At 74.0% G+C, this 21,209-nt stretch carries 16 protein-coding genes and 1 pseudogene; 7 read left to right on the top strand and 10 right to left on the bottom strand.

Translation table 11 applies throughout. From position 1 onward, the window contains the following. Positions 1-555 precede the first annotated feature (555 nt). Entirely contained in the window at positions 556-1,581 is a 1,026-nt protein-coding gene (gene trpS, locus ACH4F6_RS36195; RefSeq protein WP_397964650.1) for a tryptophan--tRNA ligase, read from the top strand. Here the strand turns inward: trpS and ACH4F6_RS36200 are convergent. Beyond that, complete coding sequence (locus tag ACH4F6_RS36200; RefSeq protein WP_397964651.1) at positions 1,521-2,528, bottom strand: GlxA family transcriptional regulator; 1,008 nt, start codon at positions 2,526-2,528, stop codon at positions 1,521-1,523. The genes trpS and ACH4F6_RS36200 overlap by 61 nt on opposite strands. A 75-nt stretch (positions 2,529-2,603) precedes the next feature. Here ACH4F6_RS36200 and ACH4F6_RS36205 point away from each other — a divergent pair, with 75 nt between their 5' ends. Beyond that, positions 2,604-3,188, top strand: coding sequence for a cysteine hydrolase family protein (locus ACH4F6_RS36205; protein WP_397964652.1), 585 nt, complete (start codon positions 2,604-2,606; stop codon positions 3,186-3,188). 19 nt (positions 3,189-3,207) lie between these two features. Here ACH4F6_RS36205 and proC read toward each other — a convergent pair whose 3' ends face one another. The 4 genes from proC to ACH4F6_RS36225 form a co-directional block, all read right to left on the bottom strand. Next, positions 3,208-4,020 carry a pyrroline-5-carboxylate reductase gene (gene proC, locus ACH4F6_RS36210; RefSeq protein WP_397964653.1) on the bottom strand — a complete coding sequence of 271 codons (813 nt, stop codon included), beginning with the start codon at positions 4,018-4,020 and terminating at the stop codon, positions 3,208-3,210. A gap of 202 nt (positions 4,021-4,222) precedes the next feature. Next, positions 4,223-4,993 carry a class I SAM-dependent methyltransferase gene (locus ACH4F6_RS36215; RefSeq protein ID WP_397964654.1) on the bottom strand — a complete coding sequence of 257 codons (771 nt, stop codon included), beginning with the start codon at positions 4,991-4,993 and terminating at the stop codon, positions 4,223-4,225. A 183-nt stretch (positions 4,994-5,176) separates the two neighbouring features. After that, on the bottom strand, positions 5,177-5,698 hold the full coding sequence (locus ACH4F6_RS36220; RefSeq protein WP_397964655.1) for an EamA/RhaT family transporter: 522 nt from the start codon (positions 5,696-5,698) through the stop codon (positions 5,177-5,179). Between the two features lie 46 nt (positions 5,699-5,744). Next, a complete protein-coding gene (locus ACH4F6_RS36225) occupies positions 5,745-6,059 on the bottom strand; it encodes an SH3 domain-containing protein (RefSeq protein ID WP_397964656.1) in 315 nt (104 codons plus the stop codon). A gap of 184 nt (positions 6,060-6,243) precedes the next feature. Between ACH4F6_RS36225 and ACH4F6_RS36230 the strand changes: the two genes are divergently transcribed. Beyond that, positions 6,244-8,427: a serine/threonine-protein kinase gene (locus tag ACH4F6_RS36230; RefSeq protein WP_397964657.1), complete on the top strand. Its 2,184-nt coding sequence runs from the start codon at positions 6,244-6,246 to the stop codon at positions 8,425-8,427. A 150-nt stretch (positions 8,428-8,577) separates the two neighbouring features. On the opposite strand, the gene ilvD is transcribed toward ACH4F6_RS36230, so the two are convergent. The 3 genes from ilvD to ACH4F6_RS36245 all read right to left on the bottom strand — a co-directional run bounded on the left by ilvD (position 8,578) and on the right by ACH4F6_RS36245 (position 12,844). Beyond that, positions 8,578-10,431, bottom strand: a complete 1,854-nt coding sequence (gene ilvD / locus ACH4F6_RS36235) for a dihydroxy-acid dehydratase (RefSeq protein ID WP_397964658.1) — start codon at positions 10,429-10,431, stop codon at positions 8,578-8,580. 316 nt (positions 10,432-10,747) lie between these two features. Next, positions 10,748-11,572, bottom strand: coding sequence for a sugar phosphate isomerase/epimerase family protein (locus ACH4F6_RS36240; protein ID WP_397964659.1), 825 nt, complete (start codon positions 11,570-11,572; stop codon positions 10,748-10,750). A gap of 339 nt (positions 11,573-11,911) precedes the next feature. Beyond that, a complete protein-coding gene (locus ACH4F6_RS36245) occupies positions 11,912-12,844 on the bottom strand; it encodes a Ppx/GppA family phosphatase (RefSeq protein ID WP_397964660.1) in 933 nt (310 codons plus the stop codon). 95 nt (positions 12,845-12,939) lie between these two features. On the opposite strand from ACH4F6_RS36245, the pseudogene ACH4F6_RS36250 reads away from it, so the two are divergent. Then, a pseudogene (locus ACH4F6_RS36250) lies at positions 12,940-13,803 on the top strand (hypothetical protein); the annotation flags it as partial. A 244-nt stretch (positions 13,804-14,047) separates the two neighbouring features. On the opposite strand, the gene ACH4F6_RS36255 reads toward ACH4F6_RS36250, so the two are convergent. Further along, the gene (locus ACH4F6_RS36255) at positions 14,048-15,805 is read right to left on the bottom strand and encodes a hypothetical protein (RefSeq protein ID WP_397964662.1); all 1,758 of its coding nucleotides are present in this window, start codon (positions 15,803-15,805) and stop codon (positions 14,048-14,050) included. Positions 15,806-16,054: 249 nt separating this feature from the next. Between ACH4F6_RS36255 and radA the strand changes: the two genes are divergently transcribed. Further along, a complete protein-coding gene (gene radA / locus ACH4F6_RS36260; protein WP_397964663.1) occupies positions 16,055-17,464 on the top strand; it encodes a DNA repair protein RadA in 1,410 nt (469 codons plus the stop codon). An 81-nt stretch (positions 17,465-17,545) separates the two neighbouring features. After that, positions 17,546-18,670, top strand: coding sequence for a DNA integrity scanning diadenylate cyclase DisA (gene disA, locus ACH4F6_RS36265; RefSeq protein WP_397964664.1), 1,125 nt, complete (start codon positions 17,546-17,548; stop codon positions 18,668-18,670). A gap of 215 nt (positions 18,671-18,885) precedes the next feature. On the opposite strand, the gene ACH4F6_RS36270 is transcribed toward disA, so the two are convergent. Continuing rightward, positions 18,886-19,731 (bottom strand): hypothetical protein, encoded by an 846-nt coding sequence (locus ACH4F6_RS36270; RefSeq protein WP_397964666.1) that lies wholly within the window; start codon positions 19,729-19,731, stop codon positions 18,886-18,888. 313 nt (positions 19,732-20,044) lie between these two features. Here ACH4F6_RS36270 and ACH4F6_RS36275 point away from each other — a divergent pair, with 313 nt between their 5' ends. Beyond that, the gene (locus ACH4F6_RS36275; protein WP_397964667.1) at positions 20,045-21,034 is read left to right on the top strand and encodes an A/G-specific adenine glycosylase; all 990 of its coding nucleotides are present in this window, start codon (positions 20,045-20,047) and stop codon (positions 21,032-21,034) included. The last annotated feature ends 175 nt before the right edge of the window (positions 21,035-21,209 follow it).

A 21,209-nucleotide genomic window follows, 5' to 3' on the forward strand; every position in this document is an offset into this window, starting at 1 on the left:
CGGCGCTTTCCAGGTTCCCGCTTTTGACTCGCGGTTTCCTTTCCGGCGGTTCCGACTCTATCAGATCCTTTCGGGCCTGATTCCCGGTCGGCGGGAGTCGTCTTCCCGGCCGTTGGGCCGTTCCGACGAGTGAGACTTTAGCGGATTCCCGGCTCCCGAAGCCAATCGGGGCCTGCGTCCTTTCGAACGCGGATTCCTCATTTCGCGAATACGCACGCCAATGACACGACGACAGTGCAATCGACTGTTCGTCGAGGAGTGGGTGGTACTTGCGGAATGGCTGTCCGGGGACCGACCGGAGTCGGCGCTCACGTCGGACAACCCGGAGAACACTACGGATCCGCCCGGGGCGTGTCAACTCACGCCCCGAGGGCACCCCCGAGGCGTACTCTGGTGCGCATGACTACGCGTACGTGCACCCAGCAGTGGTGGGCCGCCTGACGGCGGCCGGACTCACGTATGCACTCAACGGCCGCCGCCTCGGCGGCCGTTTCCGTATCTCCCTCCTGAGGGGCGGCCGGCCGGGCGCGGCGGCCTCGACCAGGAGGTGGAGAGATGAAGCGGGTCTTCAGCGGGGTCAAGCCGACCGGGCACCTGACGCTGGGCAACTACCTGGGGGCCATGCGGCAGTGGGCCGCGGTCGACCAGCACCGGGCGGACGCGCTGTTCTGCGTCGTCGATCTGCACGCGCTGACCGTCGACCACGACCCGGCGCGCGTGCGCCGGCTCAGTCGGCAGACGGCCACGCTGCTGCTGGCGGCGGGGCTGGACCCGCAGCTGTGCACGCTGTTCGTGCAGAGTCATGTGGACGAGCACGCGCGGCTGTCGTACCTGCTGGAGTGCGTGGCCACCGACGGCGAGATGCGGCGGATGATCCAGTACAGGGAGAAGGCCGCGCGGGAGCGCGCGCGGGGCGGGAGCGTACGGCTGTCGCTGCTGACGTACCCGGTGCTGATGGCGGCGGACATCCTGGCGTACGGGACGGACGAGGTCCCCGTGGGGGACGACCAGGCCCAGCACGTGGAGCTGACCCGGGATCTGGCGCTGCGGTTCAACCAGCGGTACGGGCACACGTTCGTGGTGCCCCGCGCCACGGTGCCGGCGGTGGCCGCGCGGGTGATGAACCTGCAGGATCCGGTGTCGAAGATGGGGAAGAGCGACGACTCCGGGCCGGGGATCGTCTATCTGCTGGACGAGCCGGACGTCGTGCGGAGGAAGGTCATGCGGGCGGTGACCGACAGCGGGCGCGAGGTCGCGTACGACCGGGAGGGACGGCCGGGGGTCGCGAACCTGCTGGAGATCCTCGCGGCCTGTACGGGTGGGGACCCGCAGGCCCTGGGCGGTGCGTACGAGTCCTACGGAGCGCTGAAGAAGGACACCGCCGAGGCCGTGGTGGAGGTTCTCCGTCCGCTGCGGGCCAGACATCAGGAGCTGTGCGCCGACCCCGCGTATGTGGAGGGGGTGCTGCGGGAGGGCGCGGAGAAGGCTCGCGGCATGGCCCGGCCGGTGGTGGACACCGCCTATCGCGCCATCGGGCTGCTGCCGCCGGTGGCGGAGCCGGCGCTGAACGCGGCCCGGTAGGCGCGGGGGCTGGTGGCGAGGCGCGACGCGAAGTGCTGGCGCATCGTGACCTCGCTGCCGAAGCCGGCCCGGCGGGCGACCTCCGGCATGGGGAGGTCGGTGCGTTCGAGGAGCTTCTGGGCCGCGGCGAGGCGCTGGTCGAGGAGCCAGCGCAGCGGGGTGGTGCCGGTCTCGGCGGTGAAGTGGCGGGCGAAGCTGCGCGGGGACATGCCGGCGTGGGCCGCCAGGCCGGCGACGGTGAGGGGTTCGTGCAGGTGCCGCAGGGCGTGCTCGCGGACGGCGGCGAGGGTGTCGGCGTCGCGGTCCGTGTGCGGGGTGGGGCGCTCGATGAACTGGGCCTGGGTGCCGGTGCGGAAGGGGGCGGTGACCATCGAGCGGGCGATGGTGGCGGCCGCCTCGGCGCCGTGCGCGGTGCGCACGAGGTGCAGGCAGAGGTCGATGCCGGCCGCGGTGCCGGCGGCGGTCCAGATGTTGTCGTCCTCGACGAAGAGGGCGTCGGGGACCACGGTGACGTGCGGGTGGTGCGTGCGCAGGAGGTCGATGAGGTTCCAGTGGGTGATCGCGCGGCGGCCGTCGAGGAGGCCGGCCTGGGCGAGGGTGAAGGCGCCGCCGCAGAGGGCGGCGATGGGGGTGCCGCGGGAGTGGACGCGGCGCAGGGCGTCCAGGACGGGGGCGGGTGCGGGGGTGAGGTGGTCGTCGAGGCCGGGGACCAGGACGAGGTCGGCGCGGGAGAGCCAGGCGAGGGTGCGGTCGGGGTGGAGGGCGAGTCCGCCGCGCATCGGGACGGGGGCGGAGTCGGTGGCCACGCGGCGGAGGTCGAAGGCGGGGGCGCCGCGGTCGGTGCGGTCGGGGCCCCAGACCTCGGTGATGACGGAGACGTCGAAGGCGCGGACGCCGGGGAAGGCCAGGAGGGCCACGCGGTAGGGCTGCTCGGCGGACGCCTTCATGGCTGGCAGTAAACCATCGATCGCTGTCTTCCCGCCCTCTGGGGCGGGTGCCGGTCCGGCGGCACGATCGTGGGCATGGAGATTTCACAGAACGCCGCGCTGCTGGTCGTGGACGTGCAGAAGGGCTTCGACGAGGCCGGTTTCTGGGGGCCGCGGAACAACCCGGGGGCCGATGACCACATCGCCGCGCTCATCGACGTGTGGCAGGGGTCGGGGCGGCCGGTCGTCTTCGTGCGGCATGACTCGTCGAAGCCGGAGTCGCCGTTGCGGACGGGACACGAGGGCAACGGCTTCAAGGACTACGTGGAGGAGCGGCGCGGGAGGGGGACGGGGCCGGAGCTGTTCGTCACGAAGACGGTGAACTCGGCGTTCTACGGGTCGCCGGACCTGGACGCCTGGTTGAAGGCGGAGGGGATCGCGCAGGTCGTGGTGGCCGGGATCCAGACCAACATGTGCGTGGAGACGACCGCGCGGATGGGCGGGAACCTGGGGTACGACGTCCTGGTCGCGTACGACGCCACGTACACCTTCGACCTGGTGGGGCCGTTCGGCTGGCGGCTGGGTGCGGAGGAGGTGGCGCGGGCGTCGGCGGTGTCGCTGCACGGCGGCGGGTTCGCGCGGGTGGTGACGACCGGGGAGGTCGTGGCCGCGGCGGGGTGACCGGCCGCGGCCGCGGGGGTCAGTCCTTCTTGCCGGAGGCGAGTTCGCGGCTGCGGTCGCGGGCGGCTTCGAGGGCGGCGATGAGGGCGGCCCGTACGCCGTGGTTCTCGAGTTCGCGGATGGCGTTGATGGTGGTGCCGGCGGGCGAGGTGACGTTCTCGCGGAGCTTGACGGGGTGTTCGCCGCTGTCGCGGAGCATGGTGGCCGCGCCGATCGCGGACTGGACGATGAGGTCGTGGGCCTTGTCGCGGGGCAGGCCGAGCAGGATGCCGGCGTCCGTCATGGCTTCGACCAGGTAGAAGAAGTACGCCGGGCCGGAGCCGGAGAGGGCGGTGCAGGCGTCCTGCTGGGACTCGGGGACGCGGAGGGTCTTGCCCACGGAGCCGAAGATCTCCTCGGTGTGGGCGAGGTCGGCCTCGCTGGCATGGGTGCCTGCGGAGATGACGGACATGGCCTCGTCGACGAGGGCGGGGGTGTTCGTCATGACGCGGACGACGGGGGTGCCGGCGGCGAGGCGCTCCTCGAAGAAGGAGGTGGGGATGCCGGCGGCGCCGCTGATGACCAGGCGGTCGGCGGGGACGTGGGGGGCGAGTTCGTCGAGGAGGGTGCCCATGTCCTGCGGCTTGACCGTGAGGATGAGGGTGTCCGCGGTCTTGGCGGCTTCGGCGTTGGTCACCGGGGTGACGCCGTAGCGGGCGCGGAGTTCCTCGGCGCGGTCGGCGCGGCGGGCGGTGACGAGGAGGTCGGCGGGGGGCCAGCCGCCGCGGAGCATTCCGCTGAGCAGGGCTTCGCCGATCTTGCCGGTGCCGAGGACTGCGACTTTCTGGGGCATGACGGGGTCCTCCGGGGGTGTGCGTCGTCCTGGGCCATCCTCGCACCGGCGGGTCGGGGTGCGGGTCGGGTGTCCGGTGGGCGGACCTCCGGGTCACGCCGTCCTGCGCCGCGGGGCCGCCGCTCCGAGGTCCGTGGAGGTGAGGACCTCGTTCGTGCCGTCGACGGCGCAGGGGACGGGGAGCGTGTCGGAGGCGGCTTCGTCAGGGGCGGGTGGCCAGCAGCAGTTCCACGTCGTAGGTCTCCTCGACGGTGCCGTCGGGGAAGGCGGCGTGGAGGTGGCGGCGCTCCTCGGCGAGGAAGGCGGCGGTGCTCTCCTCCCCGTGCACCAGGAAGATCGAGTGGCTGCTGACGTTGGCCAGGTGGGCGTCGACGGGGACGCGGCGGCTCCAGCGGACCCGGTGGCGGGCGACTTCGAGCCGTCCGGCGAGGGCGTCCAGGGCGGTGTGGGTGCCGTCGCCGTTCCTCCGGACGACCCGGTCGAGGCCGAAGTGGCGCTGGACGCGGTCCGTCTGCGCGTCGATCCACGGCACGTCGAGGGCGCTGGTGTTCCACCACAGCGCCAGCGCGCCGCCCGGCCGCAGCACGCGCAGGGCCTCCGGGACCGACCGTTCCGGGTCGGTCCAGTGCCAGGACTGGGCGTAGGTGAGGAAGTCGAGGGAGGCGGTGGCGAGGGGGAGGCGGTTTCCGTCGCCGCGGACGATCGGCACACCGGGCAGCTCGCGGCGGAACTGCGCCGTCATGCCCTCCCCGGGTTCGACGGCGATCACGTCGGCGCCGCGGGCCCGCAGCAGGGCGGTCGCGATGCCCGTCCCCGCGCCGACGTCGGCGACCCGGGCGCCGGCGAGGGGGTGGCCCGCCATGTCCTCGACCGCGTCGAAGAGGGCGCTCGGGTAGGAGGGGCGGTGGGCGGCGTACCGGGCCGCGGCGGAGTCGAAGGAACGGGCCCGGGCGGTGTGGGAGGGAGCCGTCATGCGGCCATGGTGACGCGGCGCGGATCGGGAGGGGAACGGCCTGGGGAGGTCCGGCCGGGCGGAGCGTGGGGTCCGCGGCTCGGGACACGGGTCGCGGACCCTCGGCGGGCGCCGGTGCGGGGCGGATCCCGGAGGGGACGGCGCCTCTTCGGCGGGCGCCGTGCCGCGCGGCCCCCGGAGGGGTCAGGAGCGGCGGCGCTTCTTCGACGGGTTGCCGGTGCGGCGGGTGGTGCGGCGCTCGTGCCCGGCGCGGGCCGTCTCGTACTCCTGGCGGTGGAGTGCCTCGCCGGGCGCCTCGGTGAGGGAGCGGAAGAAGTAGGCGAGCAGGGAGCCGACGAAGCCGATGGCCAGCAGGCCGCGCAGGGAGGCCTGGCGGTCCGGGTCGGGGCGCTTGCGGAAGCTCTCCCAGGTGTGTCCGAAGGCCAGGGCGCTGCACACCGCGAACATCACGACGACCAGCAGGGTCACGAAGCTGCCGGTGTCGGCGAGGGAGAGTCCCTCGTAGGCGAAGCGCAGGACGAGGCAGGAGACGGCGGCGGCGAGCAGCGATCCGGCGGCCGCGGCGATCCGGCGGGCCGTGTAGCCGTGGCCGTGCTCCACCCAGGTCGTGCCGAAGAAGCGGAGGGGCTCGGGGCGGGGACCTGCGGGGGCGCCCGGGTCCGGGGAGCCCGCCGGGGTCTGCGGGGTGCCGTTCTCGTCGCTCACGGGACGATTATGGCTCCGGGCGGCGGCGGGCTCCCCGGCGGGTGCGTCAGGCGCAGCGCGGCGCGATGTAGCCGTCGCTGCCCGTCCTCACGTACGCGTCCGAGACGAACTGGCTGTCGGCGATGTTGTCCCAGATGCTCGTCGTGCCGTAGGGGCCGGTCACCCTGGTGCCCGGGGTCTGGCAGAAGATCGGGACCTTGGTGCCCTCGGCCAGGACCTTGATGATCGGGTAGCTGGTGCCGGGGCCGCTGCGGACGTTCAGCTGGACGCCGGGCGCGATCGGGTAGTACGTCAGGGCGGCCGCCGCGACGGCCTCGGCCTCGTCGCCGCTCCGGACCTCGTCGACACGGTCTGCAGACATGGAAATTCCTCCCCCGTTGAGCCCCATGACTGCCATGGGGACACGTTGATTCCCCCGAATCACGACATGAAACACATGTGCGCAACTCGCACGCGGAGGCTAGCAAGCCTCCTCGGTCTCGTACGAGTCATCGACTAGGCTCCGTGCGTCGCGCGCGCGGCCGAAACAGCACGGGGGTTGTCCATTGACGCCACAGCGCAACACCGGGGCGGGGACGGAAGCGGAACTTCCGGAGTACGCCGGCCACTACCGCCTGGAGTCCCGCCTGGGCTCCGGCGGCATGGGCGTGGTCCACCTGGCCCGCAGCACCTCCGGGATGAAGCTCGCGGTGAAGGTCGTCCATGCCGAGTTCGCGAGGGACCCCGAGTTCAGGGGGCGGTTCCGGCAGGAGGTGGCGGCCGCCAGGAGGGTCAGCGGCGCCTTCACCGCGCCCGTCGTCGATGCCGACCCGGAGGCCGAACGGCCCTGGATGGCCACGTTGTTCATTCCGGGTCCGACCCTGTCGGATCACGTGAAGCGGAACGGGCTGATGGGGACGGGCGAGTTGCGGCGGCTGATGGCCGGACTCGCGGAGGCGCTGCGCGACATCCACCGGGTCGGGGTGGTGCACCGGGACCTGAAGCCCAGCAACGTGCTGCTCGCCGAGGACGGCCCGAAGGTCATCGACTTCGGCATCTCCCGGCCGAAGGACAGCGAACTGCGCACCGAGACCGGCAAGTTGATCGGCACGCCGCCGTTCATGGCGCCGGAGCAGTTCCGCCGGCCGCGGGAGGTCGGGCCCGCCGCCGACATCTTCGCGCTCGGGTCGGTGCTGGTGCACGCGGCGACCGGGCGGGGGCCGTTCGACTCCGACAGCCCCTACGTCGTCGCCTACCAGGTCGTGCACGACGAGCCCGACCTGACCGGCGTACCGGAGAACCTCGCTCCGCTGGTGCGGCGCTGTCTCGCCAAGGAGCCCGAGGAACGGCCCACGCCCGACGAGTTGATGCGCGAGCTGCGGTCGGTGGCGGCCTCGTACGACACGCAGGCGTTCATACCGGCGCAGCGGTCGACGGCCGCGCCGGAGGCGGACGAGGGGGAGCCCGGGGAGCGGGAGCCGGAGGAGCCGGAAGCCCCTGCGGCTTCGGCGGCCTCGGAGGGAGCGGAGGGCGGCGGCACCGGCTCGGCGGCGGCGGGCGCGCGCCGGCGCGGACGCCGACGGGTCGCCCTCGCCGTCGGCGCCCTGGTCCTGCTCGCGAGCGGGGGGATCGCCTCCGTCGCCCTGTTCGGCAGCGCCACGGACGGTGACGGCCGGGGACCGGGCGGTGCGCAGCCGGCCTCGGGCGGCTTCCGCCCCTGGGCGACACGGCCGGTCACCGGGGACGCGGGCGGCGGCATGCCCCGTTGCGCGTACGACGCCCAGCGGCTGGTCTGCGCCCAGTCGGGGCAGGTGTCCGCGCTCGACGCGTCGCGCGGGCGGGTGCTGTGGCGGCACCCCCTCTCCCCCGGCGACGGGCAAGGCGAGGCGCCGGTGCTCGTCGGCGGGCTGGTGCAGGTGGTCACGGACTCGGGCAAGCGCGTGGAGGCGCTCGACCCGGCGTCGGGCGCGGTGCGCTGGCAGCGGGACGTGTCGGCGTACGCGGGCGTCCGCCACGCCGGCGGCACGCTGCTGCTGACCGCCGCCGACGGCACGGTGACCGGCGTCGACGCCGCGACCGGCCGGACCGGGTGGAGCCGGCGGATCACGGGGGTGAGCCAGCCGTACTTCGTGTCGTTCCCCGGCGATCCGCTGGCGTACGCGACGAGCGCGTCGGGTGCGGGGCGCACCCGGATCACGGCCGTCGATCCCGCCACCGGTGACGTGCGCTGGGACGAGCGGCTGGACGGCACGCTGACGCCGGTGGGAACCGCGCGCGGCGATCTCGTGCTGCTGTCCGGCGGCGGGGAGTACGGCAAGGTCGACGCCGTCGTCCGGTTCTCCCCCGGGACCGGGGTGTCGCGGCGCGTCGCGCTGACGGTGTCCCTGCAGCAGGCCAGCGCGGCCGTGCACGGGGACCGTGTCCACCTGCTGACCTACGACGGGTCCCTCGTGGCCGTGGACACCCTCGCCGGGAAGCGGCTGTGGTCGCTGCAGACGGCCGTCAGCCGGGGCTCGGTGCCCACGGCCGACGGTGAGCACGTGTACTTCAGCGCCCCCGACGGCCGGCTGCTCGCCGTGGACGCCGACGCGGGCAAGCTCATCGGGCAGACGTCGCTGCGGCTCGGGGCGAACTCCGACGAGGTCGTCGCCACGCTGCCCGCGCCGGGGGTGGCCGGCGGCCGTGTCTACGCCGGCGCCCCCGACGGGACGGTGTTCGCCGTGGACGGGAGCGATCCCTCCGGCTGGTGAGCCGGCGGCCCGGGGCCACGACGAGGGGCCGCCCCCTGGGAGGCGGCCCCTACGGCGGTGGTGGCGCTGCGGGCCCGGCCGAAGCGGAACTCCGCCCGCGCGCCGGTGGTGTCGACGTGCTGCCCGCCGGGCCCCGACGACCGCGAGGCGTCAGCCCAGCTTCGACACGTCCCGGACCGCGCCCTTGTCGGCGCTGGTGGCCATCGCCGCGTAGGCGCGCAGGGCGGCGGAGACCTTGCGTTCGCGGTTCTTCGGGGCGTACACGCCGTTCGACGCCTGCTCGCGGCGCGCGAGTTCCGCGTCGTCGACGAGCAGCTCGATCGTGCGGCCGGGGATGTCGATGCGGATGCGGTCGCCGTCCTCGACGAGCGCGATCGTGCCGCCGGCGGCCGCCTCAGGGGAGGCGTGGCCGATGGACAGGCCCGAGGTGCCGCCGGAGAAGCGGCCGTCGGTGACCAGCGCGCAGGCCTTGCCCAGGCCGCGGCCCTTCAGGTACGAGGTCGGGTAGAGCATCTCCTGCATGCCGGGGCCGCCCTTGGGGCCCTCGTAGCGGATGACGACCACGTCGCCCTCCTTCACCTGCTGGGTGAGGATCTTCTGGACGGCCTCCTCCTGCGACTCGCAGACGACCGCCGGACCCTCGAAGGTCCAGATCGACTCGTCGACGCCGGCCGTCTTCACGACGCAGCCGTCGACGGCGAGGTTGCCCTTGAGGACCGCCAGTCCGCCGTCCTTGGAGTAGGCGTGCTCGGCGGAGCGGATGCAGCCGCCCTCGGCGTCCTCGTCCAGGGCCTCCCAGCGCTCCGACTGGGAGAACGCCTCGGCGGAGCGGACGCAGCCGGGGGCCGCGTGCCACAGCTCGACCGCCTCGGGGGACGGGGAGCCGCCGCGGACGTCCCACGTCTTCAGCCAGTCCGCCAGGGACGGGCTGTGCACCGCGTGCACGTCCTCGTTGAGCAGGCCGGCGCGGTGCAGCTCGCCGAGGAGGGCGGGGATGCCGCCGGCGCGGTGCACGTCCTCCATGTAGTACGTGCGGTCCTTGGCGACGTTCGGGGCCACCTTCGCCAGGCACGGGACCCGGCGCGAGACCGCGTCGATCTCGTTCAGGCCGAAGGGGACGCCCGCCTCCTGGGCCGCCGCCAGCAGGTGCAGGATCGTGTTGGTGGAGCCGCCCATCGCGATGTCCAGCGCCATCGCGTTCTCGAACGCGGAGAAGGTGGCGACGTTGCGCGGCAGGACCGTCTCGTCGTCCTGCTCGTAGTAGCGGCGGGTGATGTCCATGACCGTGCGCGCGGCGTCGACGTACAGCCGCTTGCGCGCGGTGTGGGTGGCCAGGACCGAGCCGTTGCCCGGGAGGGAGAGGCCGATGGCCTCGGTCAGGCAGTTCATCGAGTTGGCGGTGAACATGCCGGAGCAGCTGCCGCAGGTCGGACAGGCGTTCTCCTCGATGCGGAGGATGTCCTCGTCCGAGATCCTGTCGTTCACGGCGTCGGAGATCGCGTCGACCAGGTCGAGGGTGCGGACCGTGCCGTCGACGAGGGTGGCGCGGCCGGACTCCATGGGGCCGCCGGAGACGAAGACCGTGGGGATGTTGAGCCGCAGCGCGGCGTTCAGCATGCCCGGGGTGATCTTGTCGCAGTTGGAGATGCAGACCAGGGCGTCGGCGCAGTGCGCCTCGACCATGTACTCCACGCTGTCCGCGATCAGGTCGCGGGAGGGCAGGCTGTACAGCATGCCGCCGTGGCCCATCGCGATGCCGTCGTCGACGGCGATCGTGTTGAACTCGCGCGGGATGCCGCCGGCCTCCCTGATCGCCTCGCTGACGATGCGGCCCACCGGCTGCAGGTGCGTGTGGCCCGGCACGAACTCCGTGAAGCTGTTGGCGACCGCGATGATCGGCTTCCGGCCGATGTCCGCACCGGGTACACCGGAGGCGCGCATAAGGGCGCGGGCGCCCGCCATGTTGCGGCCGTGGGTGACTGTGCGGGACCTCAGCTCGGGCATCGTCGCTCGCTCCTTGAGACTGCTAGGGCTGCTATCAGACAGATAGGGCTGCTACCGAGCGTACGCCGGTCATCCAGGGGGCGGGACGAGGTGTCCGGAATGCGGGACGGGTGTCTCGTGTGGGGCGGGCGGCCGAGGTGCCCGTCCGGGGGGCGTCAGGGGGACGCCGGGGTGCGGTGGGGCGTCCCCGCGCCACCGGCGCCCGCCGCGCGACGGCCCGCTCTCCGTCCGCCGGCGCCGACGGCTCCGGCCCGGTCACGGCGCGCGGCGCGGGCGCGAACGCTCGTGCCGGGGCGGCGGCGGGCGCCGGTCCCGGTCACCGGCGGGGCACCCTCGCCGCCGAGGCGAGGTGCAGACGGGTGAAGGCCAGGGCCTCCGCGAGATCGGCCTCACGTTCGGCGCTGGACATCGCACGCCGTGTGTTGACCTCGATGACGACGTGCCCGTCGAAGCCGCTCAGCGCGAGCCGCTCCAGCAGTTCGGCGCAGGGCTGGGAGCCGCGGCCGGGGACGAGGTGCTCGTCCTTGGCCGAGCCGTTGCCGTCGGCGAGGTGGACGTGCCCGAGGCGGTCGCCCATGCGGTCGAGCATGTGGATCGCGTCCGTGCGGGCCGTCGAGGCGTGGCTGAGGTCGATCGTGAAGTGCCGGTAGTCGTCCTTCGTCACGTCCCAGTCCGGCGCGTACGCGAGCATCTCGCGGTCGCGGTAGCGCCAGGGGTACATGTTCTCGACGGCGAACCGCACATCCGTCTCGTTCGCCATCCGCCAGATCCCCTGGACGAAGTCACGGGCGTACTGGCGCTGCCAGCGGAAGGGCGGGTGGACGACGACGGTGGTCGCGCCGAGCTTCTCGGCCGCGGCGCGCGCCCGCTGGAGCTTCACCCACGGGTCGGTCGACCACACCCGCTGGGTGATGAGCAGGCAGGGCGCGTGGACGGCCAGGATCGGCACCTGGTGGTAGTCGCTGAGCCGGCGCAGCGCGTCGATGTCCTGACTGACCGGGTCGTTCCACACCATGACCTCGACCCCGTCGTACCCGAGGCGCGCGGCGATCTCGAAGGCCGTCGCCGTCGACTCCGGATAGACCGAGGCCGTCGACAGGGCGACCTTCGCATCCGGGATGCGCACCACTGGTTCTGCCACGAAGGACAGCGTACGGTCCCGCGCTTCGGGCCGGGGAGCGGGCCGCCGCGCCGGCCGTGCGGGGGCCGGCCACGCGCGGGTGCGGCGTCGTGCGGGGCGGAGCGGGCCTGAGGAGCGGTTTGGCGGCCGGGAGCGGGTGCGCGGCACGGGGGCGGGAGCGGGGGGACGGACGGCCCGGGGGTGGCGGGATTCACACGGGGGCGGTGTCCGGGGGGCCGGGGCGGAGGGGAGTGCGGGGCCAGGCGGAAGGGGGTGCGGCGCCGGGGCCCCGGCCGGCCTCGGGGGTCCGGCCGGCCTCGGGGGCCCGGTCGGCTTCGGGGCCCGGCGGCCCGCGTCCGCTCAGTCCGTCGGCAGGTGGTCCAGCCGCCGCAGGATCACGCCCTCGCGCAGCGCCCAGGGGCAGATCTCCAGCGTCTCGATCCCGAACAGGTCCATCGCGCCCTCGGCGACCAGGGCGCCGGCCAGCAGCTGGCTCGCGCGGCCCTCGGAGACGCCCGGAAGCTCCCCGCGCTGGGCCTCGGTCATGCCGGCCAGGCGCGGGACCCAGGCCTCCAGGGACTCCCGCTTGAGCTCGCGCTGGACGTACACGCCCTCCGCGGAGCGCGCGGCGCCGGCGATGCGGGCGAGCTGCTTGAACGTCTTCGACGTGGCGACGACGTGGTCCGGCGGGCCGAAGCGGCTGAACTCGCCCACCGTGCGGGCTATCTCCGCGCGCGCGTGCCGCCGCAGCGCCCGCACGGCCTCCGCGTCCGGCGGGTCCCCGGGCAGCCAGCCGGCCGTGAGACGGCCCGCGCCGAGCGGGAGGGAGACGGCTGCGTCGGGCTCCTCGTCGATGCCGTACGCGATCTCCAGGGAGCCGCCGCCGATGTCGAGGACCAGCAGCTTGCCGGCCGACCAGCCGAACCAGCGCCGGGCGGCGAGGAACGTGAGCCGCGCCTCCTCCTCGCCGGTGAGGACCCGCAGCTCGACGCCGGTCTCGGCCTGCACGCGCGCGAGGACCTCGTCCGCGTTGGTCGCCTCGCGCACCGCGGAGGTCGCGAACGGCAGCACCTCCTCGACGCCCTTGTCCTCGGCGGCCTGGAGGGCGTCCTGGACGACCGCGACCAGTTTGTCGACGCCCTCGGGGCCGATCGCCCCGGCCCCGTCGAGGAGTTGGGCGAGGCGCAGCTCCGTCTTGTGCGAGTGCGCGGGCTGCGGGCACGCGCCGGGGTGTGCGTCCACCACCAGCAGGTGGACCGTGTTCGATCCCACGTCGAGGACACCGAGTCTCATGTAGGGCACGCTACTGCCAGCCGTCCCGTCCTCAGCCCCTGGTGCGCATCCTGAGACGGTGCTGTGAGCAGGTCCGGGCGACTTACCCTGGACACGTGCCAAAGACGAAAAAGGCGAAGGACGAAAAGGCCGACAAAGCGCCCGGGGCGGCCGAATCCACCAAGGGCTCCGTGCGGCGGCCGACGTCATCGAAGCCGTCGGGGAAGACCCCCGTCGCGGACGAGAAGGGCCTCGACTTCGCGCGCGCGTGGGTGGAGTTTCCTGATCCGGCGGACGACGAGCAGGTGTTCCGCTGCGATCTGACATGGCTGACCTCTCGCTGGAACTGCATCTTCGGCAGCGGCTGCCAGGGCATCCAGGCGGGCCGCGCGGACGACGGCTGCTGCACGCTGGGCGCCCACTTCTCCGACGAGGACGACGAGAAGCGGGTCGCGGAGCACGTGGCGCGGCTCACGCCCGACATCTGGCAGCACCACGCCGAGGGCACCCGGGACGGCTGGGTCTCGGAGGACGAGGAGGGCTCCCGCCAGACCCGCCCGTTCGAGGGCTCGTGCATCTTCCAGAACCGCCCCGGTTTCGCGGGCGGCGCCGGCTGCTCGCTGCACATCCTGGCGCTCAGGGAAGGCCGCGAGCCGCTGGAGACCAAGCCGGACGTCTGCTGGCAGCTGCCGATCCGGCGCACGTACGACTGGATCGACCGGCCCGACGACACGCGCGTGCTCCAGGTGTCGATCGGCGAGTACGACCGCCGCGGCTGGGGTCCGGGCGGTCACGACCTGCACTGGTGGTGCACGTCGGCGACCTCGGCGCACGGCGCGGGCGAGCCGGTGTACGTCTCCTACCGGGCCGAGCTGACCGAGCTGATGGGCAAGGCCGGCTACGACCGGCTGGCCGAGCTGTGCGAGCAGCGGCTCGCGTCCCGGCTTCCGCTGGTGGCGCCGCATCCGGCGGATCCGGCCCGCGCCGGTGACGCGGCCGACGGCGCCGGTGCGGCCGGCGCCGCTGACGCCGTCGCCCCGGTCGGCCCCGCCGACCCGGTCGTCGCCGTCGACCTCCTCGGCCCCGACGCGCCGGTCGCCTGACGGTCCGGAGCGGCCCGCGGGACCGCAGGACACACCAGGCATGTGGGACGTGAGGGACGCGTGGGGTGCGTCAGGGCCCCCGGCCCCTGAGGTGTGTCCCCGGCTGCGGCCCACGGGACGCTCAGGGCGTCGCCGGGTCCGGGCCGCCGGTGTCGCCGGGCGGCGGCGCCGTGTCGTCCGGGCCGGACGGCGACGTGTCGGTGGGGGTCGGCTCCGGGTCGGACGAGGGCGGCGGGTCGCTCGGCGCGGGGTCGGTGGAGGGCGAGGGCGTGGGGGTCGGCTCCGGGTCCGGGCCGGGGCCCGCGGAGGTGGGCGACGGGTCGGGGGCGGCGGGGGTGGGCGCGGTGCCGTGGCCGTCGATGGAGACGACGGCGCCCGCGGGGGCGACCGCCACGCGCGCGTGCCAGGGGCCGGAGGGCTCGCGCAGGCGGTCGACGTACACCTTGATCGTCACCGACCGGCCGGGGCCGAGCGTGCCGGAGGAACGGCTCAGGCGGAGCCAGGAGGCGCCGGTCGTCGCCGACCAGCGGACCGGGTCGTGCGCGTCCGCGGACGCGGTGAGGGTGATCAGCGTGGTGTCGCCGCTGTTGCCGGCGGTCACGGAGAGGCTCGTCGCGCCCTTCCCGCCGAGTCCCGTGACGCTGACGACCTCGACGGAGACGTCCGGCTCGTCGTCCTCGGCGGAGCCGGAGCCCGGCCGGGCGCCGACGTTCCCGGCGTTCCGGTGGCCGCCGGCCGGCTCGCTGCCCAGGACGCCGGGATCCTGCGCCTCGCTCGCCGTGGCCGCGGGGCCGGAGGCCTCCTCCGCGGTCACCGTGCCCCGGTAGGCGGCCCACAGGGCGAGCACGGGCGCGGCGACGACGGTGGCGACGACCGTCGTCGTGACGGCCCGCGCGCGCAGCCGGTCCCGGCGGGCGGCGCGGTCCTTGGGGTCCATCGGGAAGCCGCGCCGGTCGAAGCGGGGCGCCGCGGCGCCCCGCGCGCGCGGGAGGTGCGCCAGGACGGCGTGCAGCTCCGGGCGGGGCGCCTCCAGGACGGGCAGTTCGGCGGGCGTGACGCCGGCGCCGGGCCACCGGCCGGGGACCGCGCGTTCGGCGGTCCGGCGGCAGCGCGGGCAGTCGTCGACGTGGCGGACGAGTTCGCGGCGCAGCGCGGCGCTGAGCACGAGCTGCCGGTCGCCGGTGAGACGGGCCACACCGGGGCAGCCGCCGGTCTCGACGACGGCGAGGGCCGCACGCGTGCGTTCGACCTCGCAGGCGGCGGAGGCGATCAGCTCACGGGCGGCCGCGTGGTCCAGGCCGAGGACGGCGGCGATCTCGTGGGCGGCGAGGTGGTGGCGTACGGCGAGCTCGAGCGCCTCACGCTGCTCCGGGGTGGTGCCGGCCGCTTCCGGCCAGGCGAGCCGGGAGAGTTCGCGCCGTCGCCGTTCCTGGTCCTCGCCGGACGGAGGAGCGGCGGCGACGGGTGCGGCGCCGGCGCTCCGGGGGCCGCCGGCGCGCCGGGAACCACCGGTGCGCCGGGACCCGCCGTGGCGTCCCGCCGCACGGGTGGCCTGACGTTTCTGCTTGGCTTCGGCCAGCTTGCGCAGACACGCCCAGCGGGCCAGCGCGTACAGCCAGGCCCTGCGGTCCCCGGCGGCGTCCGGGACGCGCTGTCCGCGCCGCTCGGCGAGCGCGAGGGCGTCCGCGAGCGCCGCCGTGGCCGCGTCGTGGTCGCACAGCACGGACAGGCAGTAGGTGAACAGGCCGTCCAGGTGGGGCTCGTAGCGCGCGGACGGCCGCTGCGCCAGCGTGCGCGCCGCAGCGCGGTCGCGCCCCTCCCGGTGCGCCCGGTGTGCGCCGGTCATGCGGATCGAAGTCTCCGGACTGCTGCTCATCACCCGTGCGACCGTAGGCGGCGCGGAACACCCACTTCTGCCCCCTGGAGTCCTTTTAATCCGTACGGGTGAAACGATCCCTCATAAGAGGAGCAGGCGGAGGGGTCCCGTGGCTCGTTCGCGAGGGGGTGGCCGATACGCAGGGGGCGCGTGCGCCCCGCCGGGCGTCCCGGCCCCGGTGCGCCCGCACGGGCCGGACCGCGACCCGAACCGGCAGGACCCGCTGTCAGTGGCGGCGGTTACGGTTTCCCCATGGCTGCCCGTACGAAGACCACCAAGGACCGCCCGTCCTACCGCTGCACCGAATGCGGCTGGCAGACGGCCAAGTGGCTCGGCCGCTGCCCCGAATGCCAGGCGTGGGGCACGATCGAGGAGTACGGCGCGCCCGCGGTCCGTACGACGGCGCCGGGGCGCGTCACCACCTCCGCCCTGCCCATCGGCCAGGTCGACGGCCGTCAGGCCACCGCCCGCCCCACCGGCGTGCCCGAGCTGGACCGCGTCCTGGGCGGCGGGCTGGTTCCCGGCGCGGTCGTCCTCCTCGCCGGCGAGCCGGGCGTCGGCAAGTCCACGCTCCTGCTCGACGTGGCCGCCAAGTCGGCGAGCGACGAGCACCGCACGCTCTACGTCACGGGCGAGGAGTCCGCGAGCCAGGTCCGCCTGCGCGCCGACCGCATCGGCGCCATCGACGACCACCTGTACCTCGCCGCCGAGACCGACCTGGCGGCCGTCCTCGGTCACTTGGACGCGGTGAAGCCGTCGCTGCTGATCCTCGACTCGGTGCAGACGGTGGCCTCACCGGAGATCGACGGGGCGCCCGGCGGCATGGCCCAGGTCCGGGAGGTCGCCGGCGCCCTGATCCGCGCCTCCAAGGAACGCGGCATGTCCACGCTGCTGGTGGGCCACGTCACCAAGGACGGCGCGATCGCCGGCCCCCGCCTCCTCGAGCACCTGGTGGACGTCGTCCTGCACTTCGAGGGCGACCGACACGCGCGCCTGCGTCTCGTGCGGGGCGTCAAGAACCGCTACGGCGCGACCGACGAGGTCGGCTGCTTCGAACTGCACGACGAGGGCATCACGGGCCTCGCCGACCCGAGCGGACTCTTCCTGACCCGTCGCGACGAACCGGTGCCCGGCACCTGTCTGACCGTCACGCTGGAGGGCCGCCGCCCGCTCGTCGCCGAAGTGCAGGCGCTCACCGTCGACTCGCAGATCCCCTCCCCCCGCCGGACGACGTCCGGTCTGGAGACGTCCCGCGTCTCCATGATGCTCGCGGTCCTGGAGCAGCGCGGCAGGATCAGCGCGCTCGGCAAGCGGGACATCTACTCCGCGACGGTCGGCGGCGTGAAGCTCTCGGAGCCCGCGGCGGACCTGGCGATCGCCCTCGCGCTGGCCTCCGCGGCGAGTGACACCCCGCTGCCCAAGAACCTCGTCGCGATCGGCGAAGTCGGCCTCGCGGGTGAGGTCAGACGGGTCACGGGCGTCCAGCGCAGGCTCGCCGAGGCCCACCGTCTGGGCTTCACGCACGCGCTCGTGCCGGGTGACCCCGGCAAGGTCCCGTCCGGGATGAAGGTGCTGGAAGTCGCGGACATGGGGGACGCGCTGCGGGTCCTGCCGCGCTCCCGTCGCCGAGACGCCCCACGGGACGAGGAGGACCGCCGGTAGACTTTGCCCTGGTCTCGCCCGTCCGTACGAACCGAGTGCGCGAAACGGGAGCGCCTCAGAACCTGCGACCGGAGGAGTGCAGTGGCAGCCAACGACCGGGCGGCAGCTCCCGGAAAGTCCGGTGGGAGTTCCGGTGCCGACGGCCTGATGCGCGCCTCGCTGAGCGCGGTGGCTCCCGGCACGGCGCTGCGCGACGGCCTCGAGCGGGTGCTCCGCGGCAACACCGGCGGCCTCATCGTTCTGGGCTCCGACAAGACGGTCGAGGCGATGTGCACGGGCGGCTTCGTCCTGGACGTCGAGTTCACGGCGACGCGCCTGCGCGAGCTGTGCAAGCTCGACGGCGGCATCGTGCTCTCGTCCGATCTGTCGAAGATCCTGCGGGCCGGTGTCCAGCTGCTGCCGGACCCCGCGATCCCGACGGAGGAGACGGGCACCCGCCACCGCACGGCGGACCGCGTCAGCAAGCAGGTCGGCTTCCCCGTCGTCTCCGTCTCCCAGTCCATGCGCCTGATCGCCCTCTACGTCGACGGCCAGCGCCGCGTCCTGGAGGACTCGGCGGCGATCCTGTCCCGCGCGAACCAGGCGCTGGCGACCCTGGAGCGCTACAAGCTCCGCCTGGACGAGGTCGCGGGGACGCTGTCGGCGCTGGAGATCGAGGACCTGGTCACGGTCCGGGACGTCTCCGCGGTGGCGCAGCGCCTGGAGATGGTGCGCCGCATCGCCACCGAGATCGCCGAGTACGTGGTCGAGCTGGGCACCGACGGCCGCCTCCTCGCCCTCCAGCTGGACGAGTTGATCGCGGGCGTGGAGCCGGAGCGCGGACTGGTCGTCCGGGACTACGTCCCCGAGCCGACGGCCAAGCGCTCCCGCACGGTCGACGAGGCGCTGCACGAGCTGGACGTCCTCACCCACGCCGAACTCCTCGAACTGTCCACGGTCGCCCGCGCACTGGGCTACACCGGCTCTCCGGAGGCACTCGACTCGGCGGTCTCCCCCCGCGGCTTCCGGCTCCTGGCCAAGGTCCCGCGGCTGCCCGGCGCGATCATCGACCGCCTGGTGGAGCACTTCGGCAGCCTCCAGAAGCTGCTCGCCGCGAGCGTGGACGACCTGCAGACGGTGGACGGCGTGGGCGAGGCGCGGGCGCGCAGCGTCCGCGAGGGACTGTCCCGGCTGGCCGAGTCGTCGATCCTGGAGCGGTACGTCTGACCGGGAGGTGCGGTCCTGGGGCCGAGCCGGGGACAGCGACAGGGCGACGCCCCCGTGAGCCTCGGAAGCCGACCGGTACCTCGTCGGCTCCGTGAGGCCTCAGACGTCGCCCGAGGACAACCGACGCCTCGTGGGGCGCCCCCGCCCCGGTCTCAGGGGCCCCGGCCGTTCCGGTCGTCTCTGCCGCCCCAGCCGTGTCCGTGACCTCAGCGGTCTCAGTCGTTCTTCAGCACGAAGGACGACTGCGCCTTCGCGAATCCCGGAGCCTTGGCCTCCAGCAGGTACGTCCCGGCTCCGGCCACCCCCGCCGGGGGCGTGGCGCACTCCGCCGCGCTGGGCCTGCGGTCCCACTTCAGCGTGTAGGTGAAGGTGCCGCCGGCCGGCACGCGGTACAGCAGGCTGCCGGACGCCTTCGGACAGTCCGCCGACGACCAGTAGTCGTCCGTGCCACCCGCCTGAGTGATCGTCAGCACCGTGACGCGGGGCCCGAGATCGACCTTGCAGTCGCTCCCCGAGGAGTTCTTCGCCGTCAGTTGGAACGTCGGCGTCTGGTCGGGGGAGTAGGTGTTGCGGACGCTGCGCAGGCTCAACGTCACCACGCTGGCGGTGCAGTCGGGCAGGGTGGTCCCCGCCGGCAGCGTCGCCGCCGAACCGCTCCCGCTGGTACCGCCACCGCCGCCGCCGACGCCCTCCGAGCCGCCCCCGCCGCCCGTGCCGCCCGCTGCGGAGCCGCCGCCCGAGCCCGAACCCTCGTCCGCGCCGGAGCCCGCGTCCGCGCCCGAACTCGATCCCGAACCGCCGGAGTCCCCGTCGTCCGACTCGTCGCGCCCGCCCGGGTGTTCACTGATCGCGGGCCCGGATCCGGACGGCCCCGGCGTGATGGAGGACGCCGGGTTCTTGCCGTCGCCCCCGTCCGCGCCGTTCTTGCCGCCGCCTCCGCCCGAGGTGACGATCCATGTGATCAGCAGCGCCAACAGGGCGACCACAGACACGAGTACGACCCTCCGTCGCCAGTAGATGGAGGAGGGAAGCGGCCCGACCGGATTGCGCAGAGATCCCACGGCGCAAACTGTACGAGAGATCGCCGCGTTCCCCGGCCCCACCCGCCGCCAGGACGACAACTTTTCCGGATCATCATCCCGGATACGGCTTCCAGGCCCCCGACTTGTGCCTCCCCCACACACGCACCGTCGCAGGACGTGACGACGCCGCCCGCACCGCACACCGTCCGTAACCGTGATCACCTTTCGCATTCGCGTGCCTTGCACCTCTGGCCATGGCTCGGGTGCGCACTCCGGGGACACTCCGGCGTCCCACGCCGCCGGGCGGCGGTACGCGCGCGTGCCCGGGTGCGCATGGCAGGATCGAAGAGTCATGACTGCGCCCACGAAGCCCCCCCACAGCAGCCCCGCCGACGCCGCCTCCGGCCCCCGCCACGGAGAGCGGCCGTCCTGCGCACCCGCCCACGGAACCCCCGCCGGGGAGATCTCCGGCATCCACCTGCACTCCCCCGTCATCGACTGGTTCGACGACCACGCCCGCGACCTGCCCTGGCGACGCCCCGAGGCCGGCGCCTGGGGTGTGATGGTCAGCGAGTTCATGCTCCAGCAGACGCCGGTCAGCCGGGTCCTGCCGGTCTACGAGGAGTGGCTCGCACGCTGGCCCCGCCCCGCCGACCTGGCCGCGGAGGCCCCCGGTGAGGCCGTCCGCGCCTGGGGCCGGCTCGGCTACCCGCGGCGCGCCCTGCGGCTGCACGGCGCCGCGGTGGCCATAACGGAACGGCACGGCGGCGACGTGCCCTCGGACCACGCGCAGCTGCTGGCGCTGCCCGGCATCGGCGAGTACACGGCCGCCGCCGTCGCGTCCTTCGCGTACGGCCAGCGGCACGCCGTCCTGGACACCAACGTGCGCCGCGTCTTCGCGCGCGCGGTGACCGGCGTGCAGTACCCGCCGAACGCCACCACGGCCGCCGAGCGCAAACTGGCCCGCGCGCTGCTCCCCGAGGACGAGGGGACGGCCGCCCGCTGGGCCGCCGCCTCCATGGAGCTCGGCGCGCTCGTGTGCACGGCCAGGAACGAGAGCTGTCACCGGTGCCCGATCGCCGCGCAGTGCGCCTGGCGGGTCGCGGGCAAGCCGGAGCACGACGGCCCGCCCCGGCGGGGCCAGACGTACGCGGGCACGGACCGGCAGGTGCGCGGCAAGCTGCTCGCCGTCCTGCGGGACGCGCACGCGCCCGTGCCCCAGGCGGCCCTCGACCGGGTGTGGCACGAGCCGGTGCAGCGCGCGCGGGCGCTGGACGGTCTCGTCGCGGACGGTCTGGTGGAGCCGTTGCCGGGCGGTCTGTACCGCCTGCCGCTGACCTGACCGACAGTCACCTCACAGGAACATGGGCCCTTTTCCCGGCCCCCGCCGGGCCTTCGTCACGTCCACCCGCCGGACACACCACGTCAAACCATCACCATTCGGCTCGATCCTTTACCCCGAACCCCCTTCCGTTACACAACCGACGGACAGCCGAGGGCTAGCCGCAGGCTGCCTC

Source organism: Streptomyces sp. NPDC017936 (assembly GCF_044328485.1).
Classification (GTDB): domain Bacteria; phylum Actinomycetota; class Actinomycetes; order Streptomycetales; family Streptomycetaceae; genus Streptomyces.

Excerpts from the sequence above, each read along its gene's own strand:
- ilvD (WP_397964658.1), bottom strand. The coding sequence starts at position 10,431 with ATGCCCGAGCTGAGGTCCCGCACAGTCACCCACGGCCGCAACATGGCG.
- ACH4F6_RS36225 (WP_397964656.1), bottom strand. The coding sequence starts at position 6,059 with ATGTCTGCAGACCGTGTCGACGAGGTCCGGAGCGGCGACGAGGCCGAG.
- radA (WP_397964663.1), top strand. The coding sequence starts at position 16,055 with ATGGCTGCCCGTACGAAGACCACCAAGGACCGCCCGTCCTACCGCTGC.
- proC (WP_397964653.1), bottom strand. The coding sequence starts at position 4,020 with ATGCCCCAGAAAGTCGCAGTCCTCGGCACCGGCAAGATCGGCGAAGCC.
- ACH4F6_RS36275 (WP_397964667.1), top strand. The coding sequence starts at position 20,045 with ATGACTGCGCCCACGAAGCCCCCCCACAGCAGCCCCGCCGACGCCGCC.
- trpS (WP_397964650.1), top strand. The coding sequence starts at position 556 with ATGAAGCGGGTCTTCAGCGGGGTCAAGCCGACCGGGCACCTGACGCTG.
- ACH4F6_RS36200 (WP_397964651.1), bottom strand. The coding sequence starts at position 2,528 with ATGAAGGCGTCCGCCGAGCAGCCCTACCGCGTGGCCCTCCTGGCCTTC.
- ACH4F6_RS36215 (WP_397964654.1), bottom strand. The coding sequence starts at position 4,993 with ATGACGGCTCCCTCCCACACCGCCCGGGCCCGTTCCTTCGACTCCGCC.
- ACH4F6_RS36245 (WP_397964660.1), bottom strand. The coding sequence starts at position 12,844 with ATGAGACTCGGTGTCCTCGACGTGGGATCGAACACGGTCCACCTGCTG.
- ACH4F6_RS36205 (WP_397964652.1), top strand. The coding sequence starts at position 2,604 with ATGGAGATTTCACAGAACGCCGCGCTGCTGGTCGTGGACGTGCAGAAG.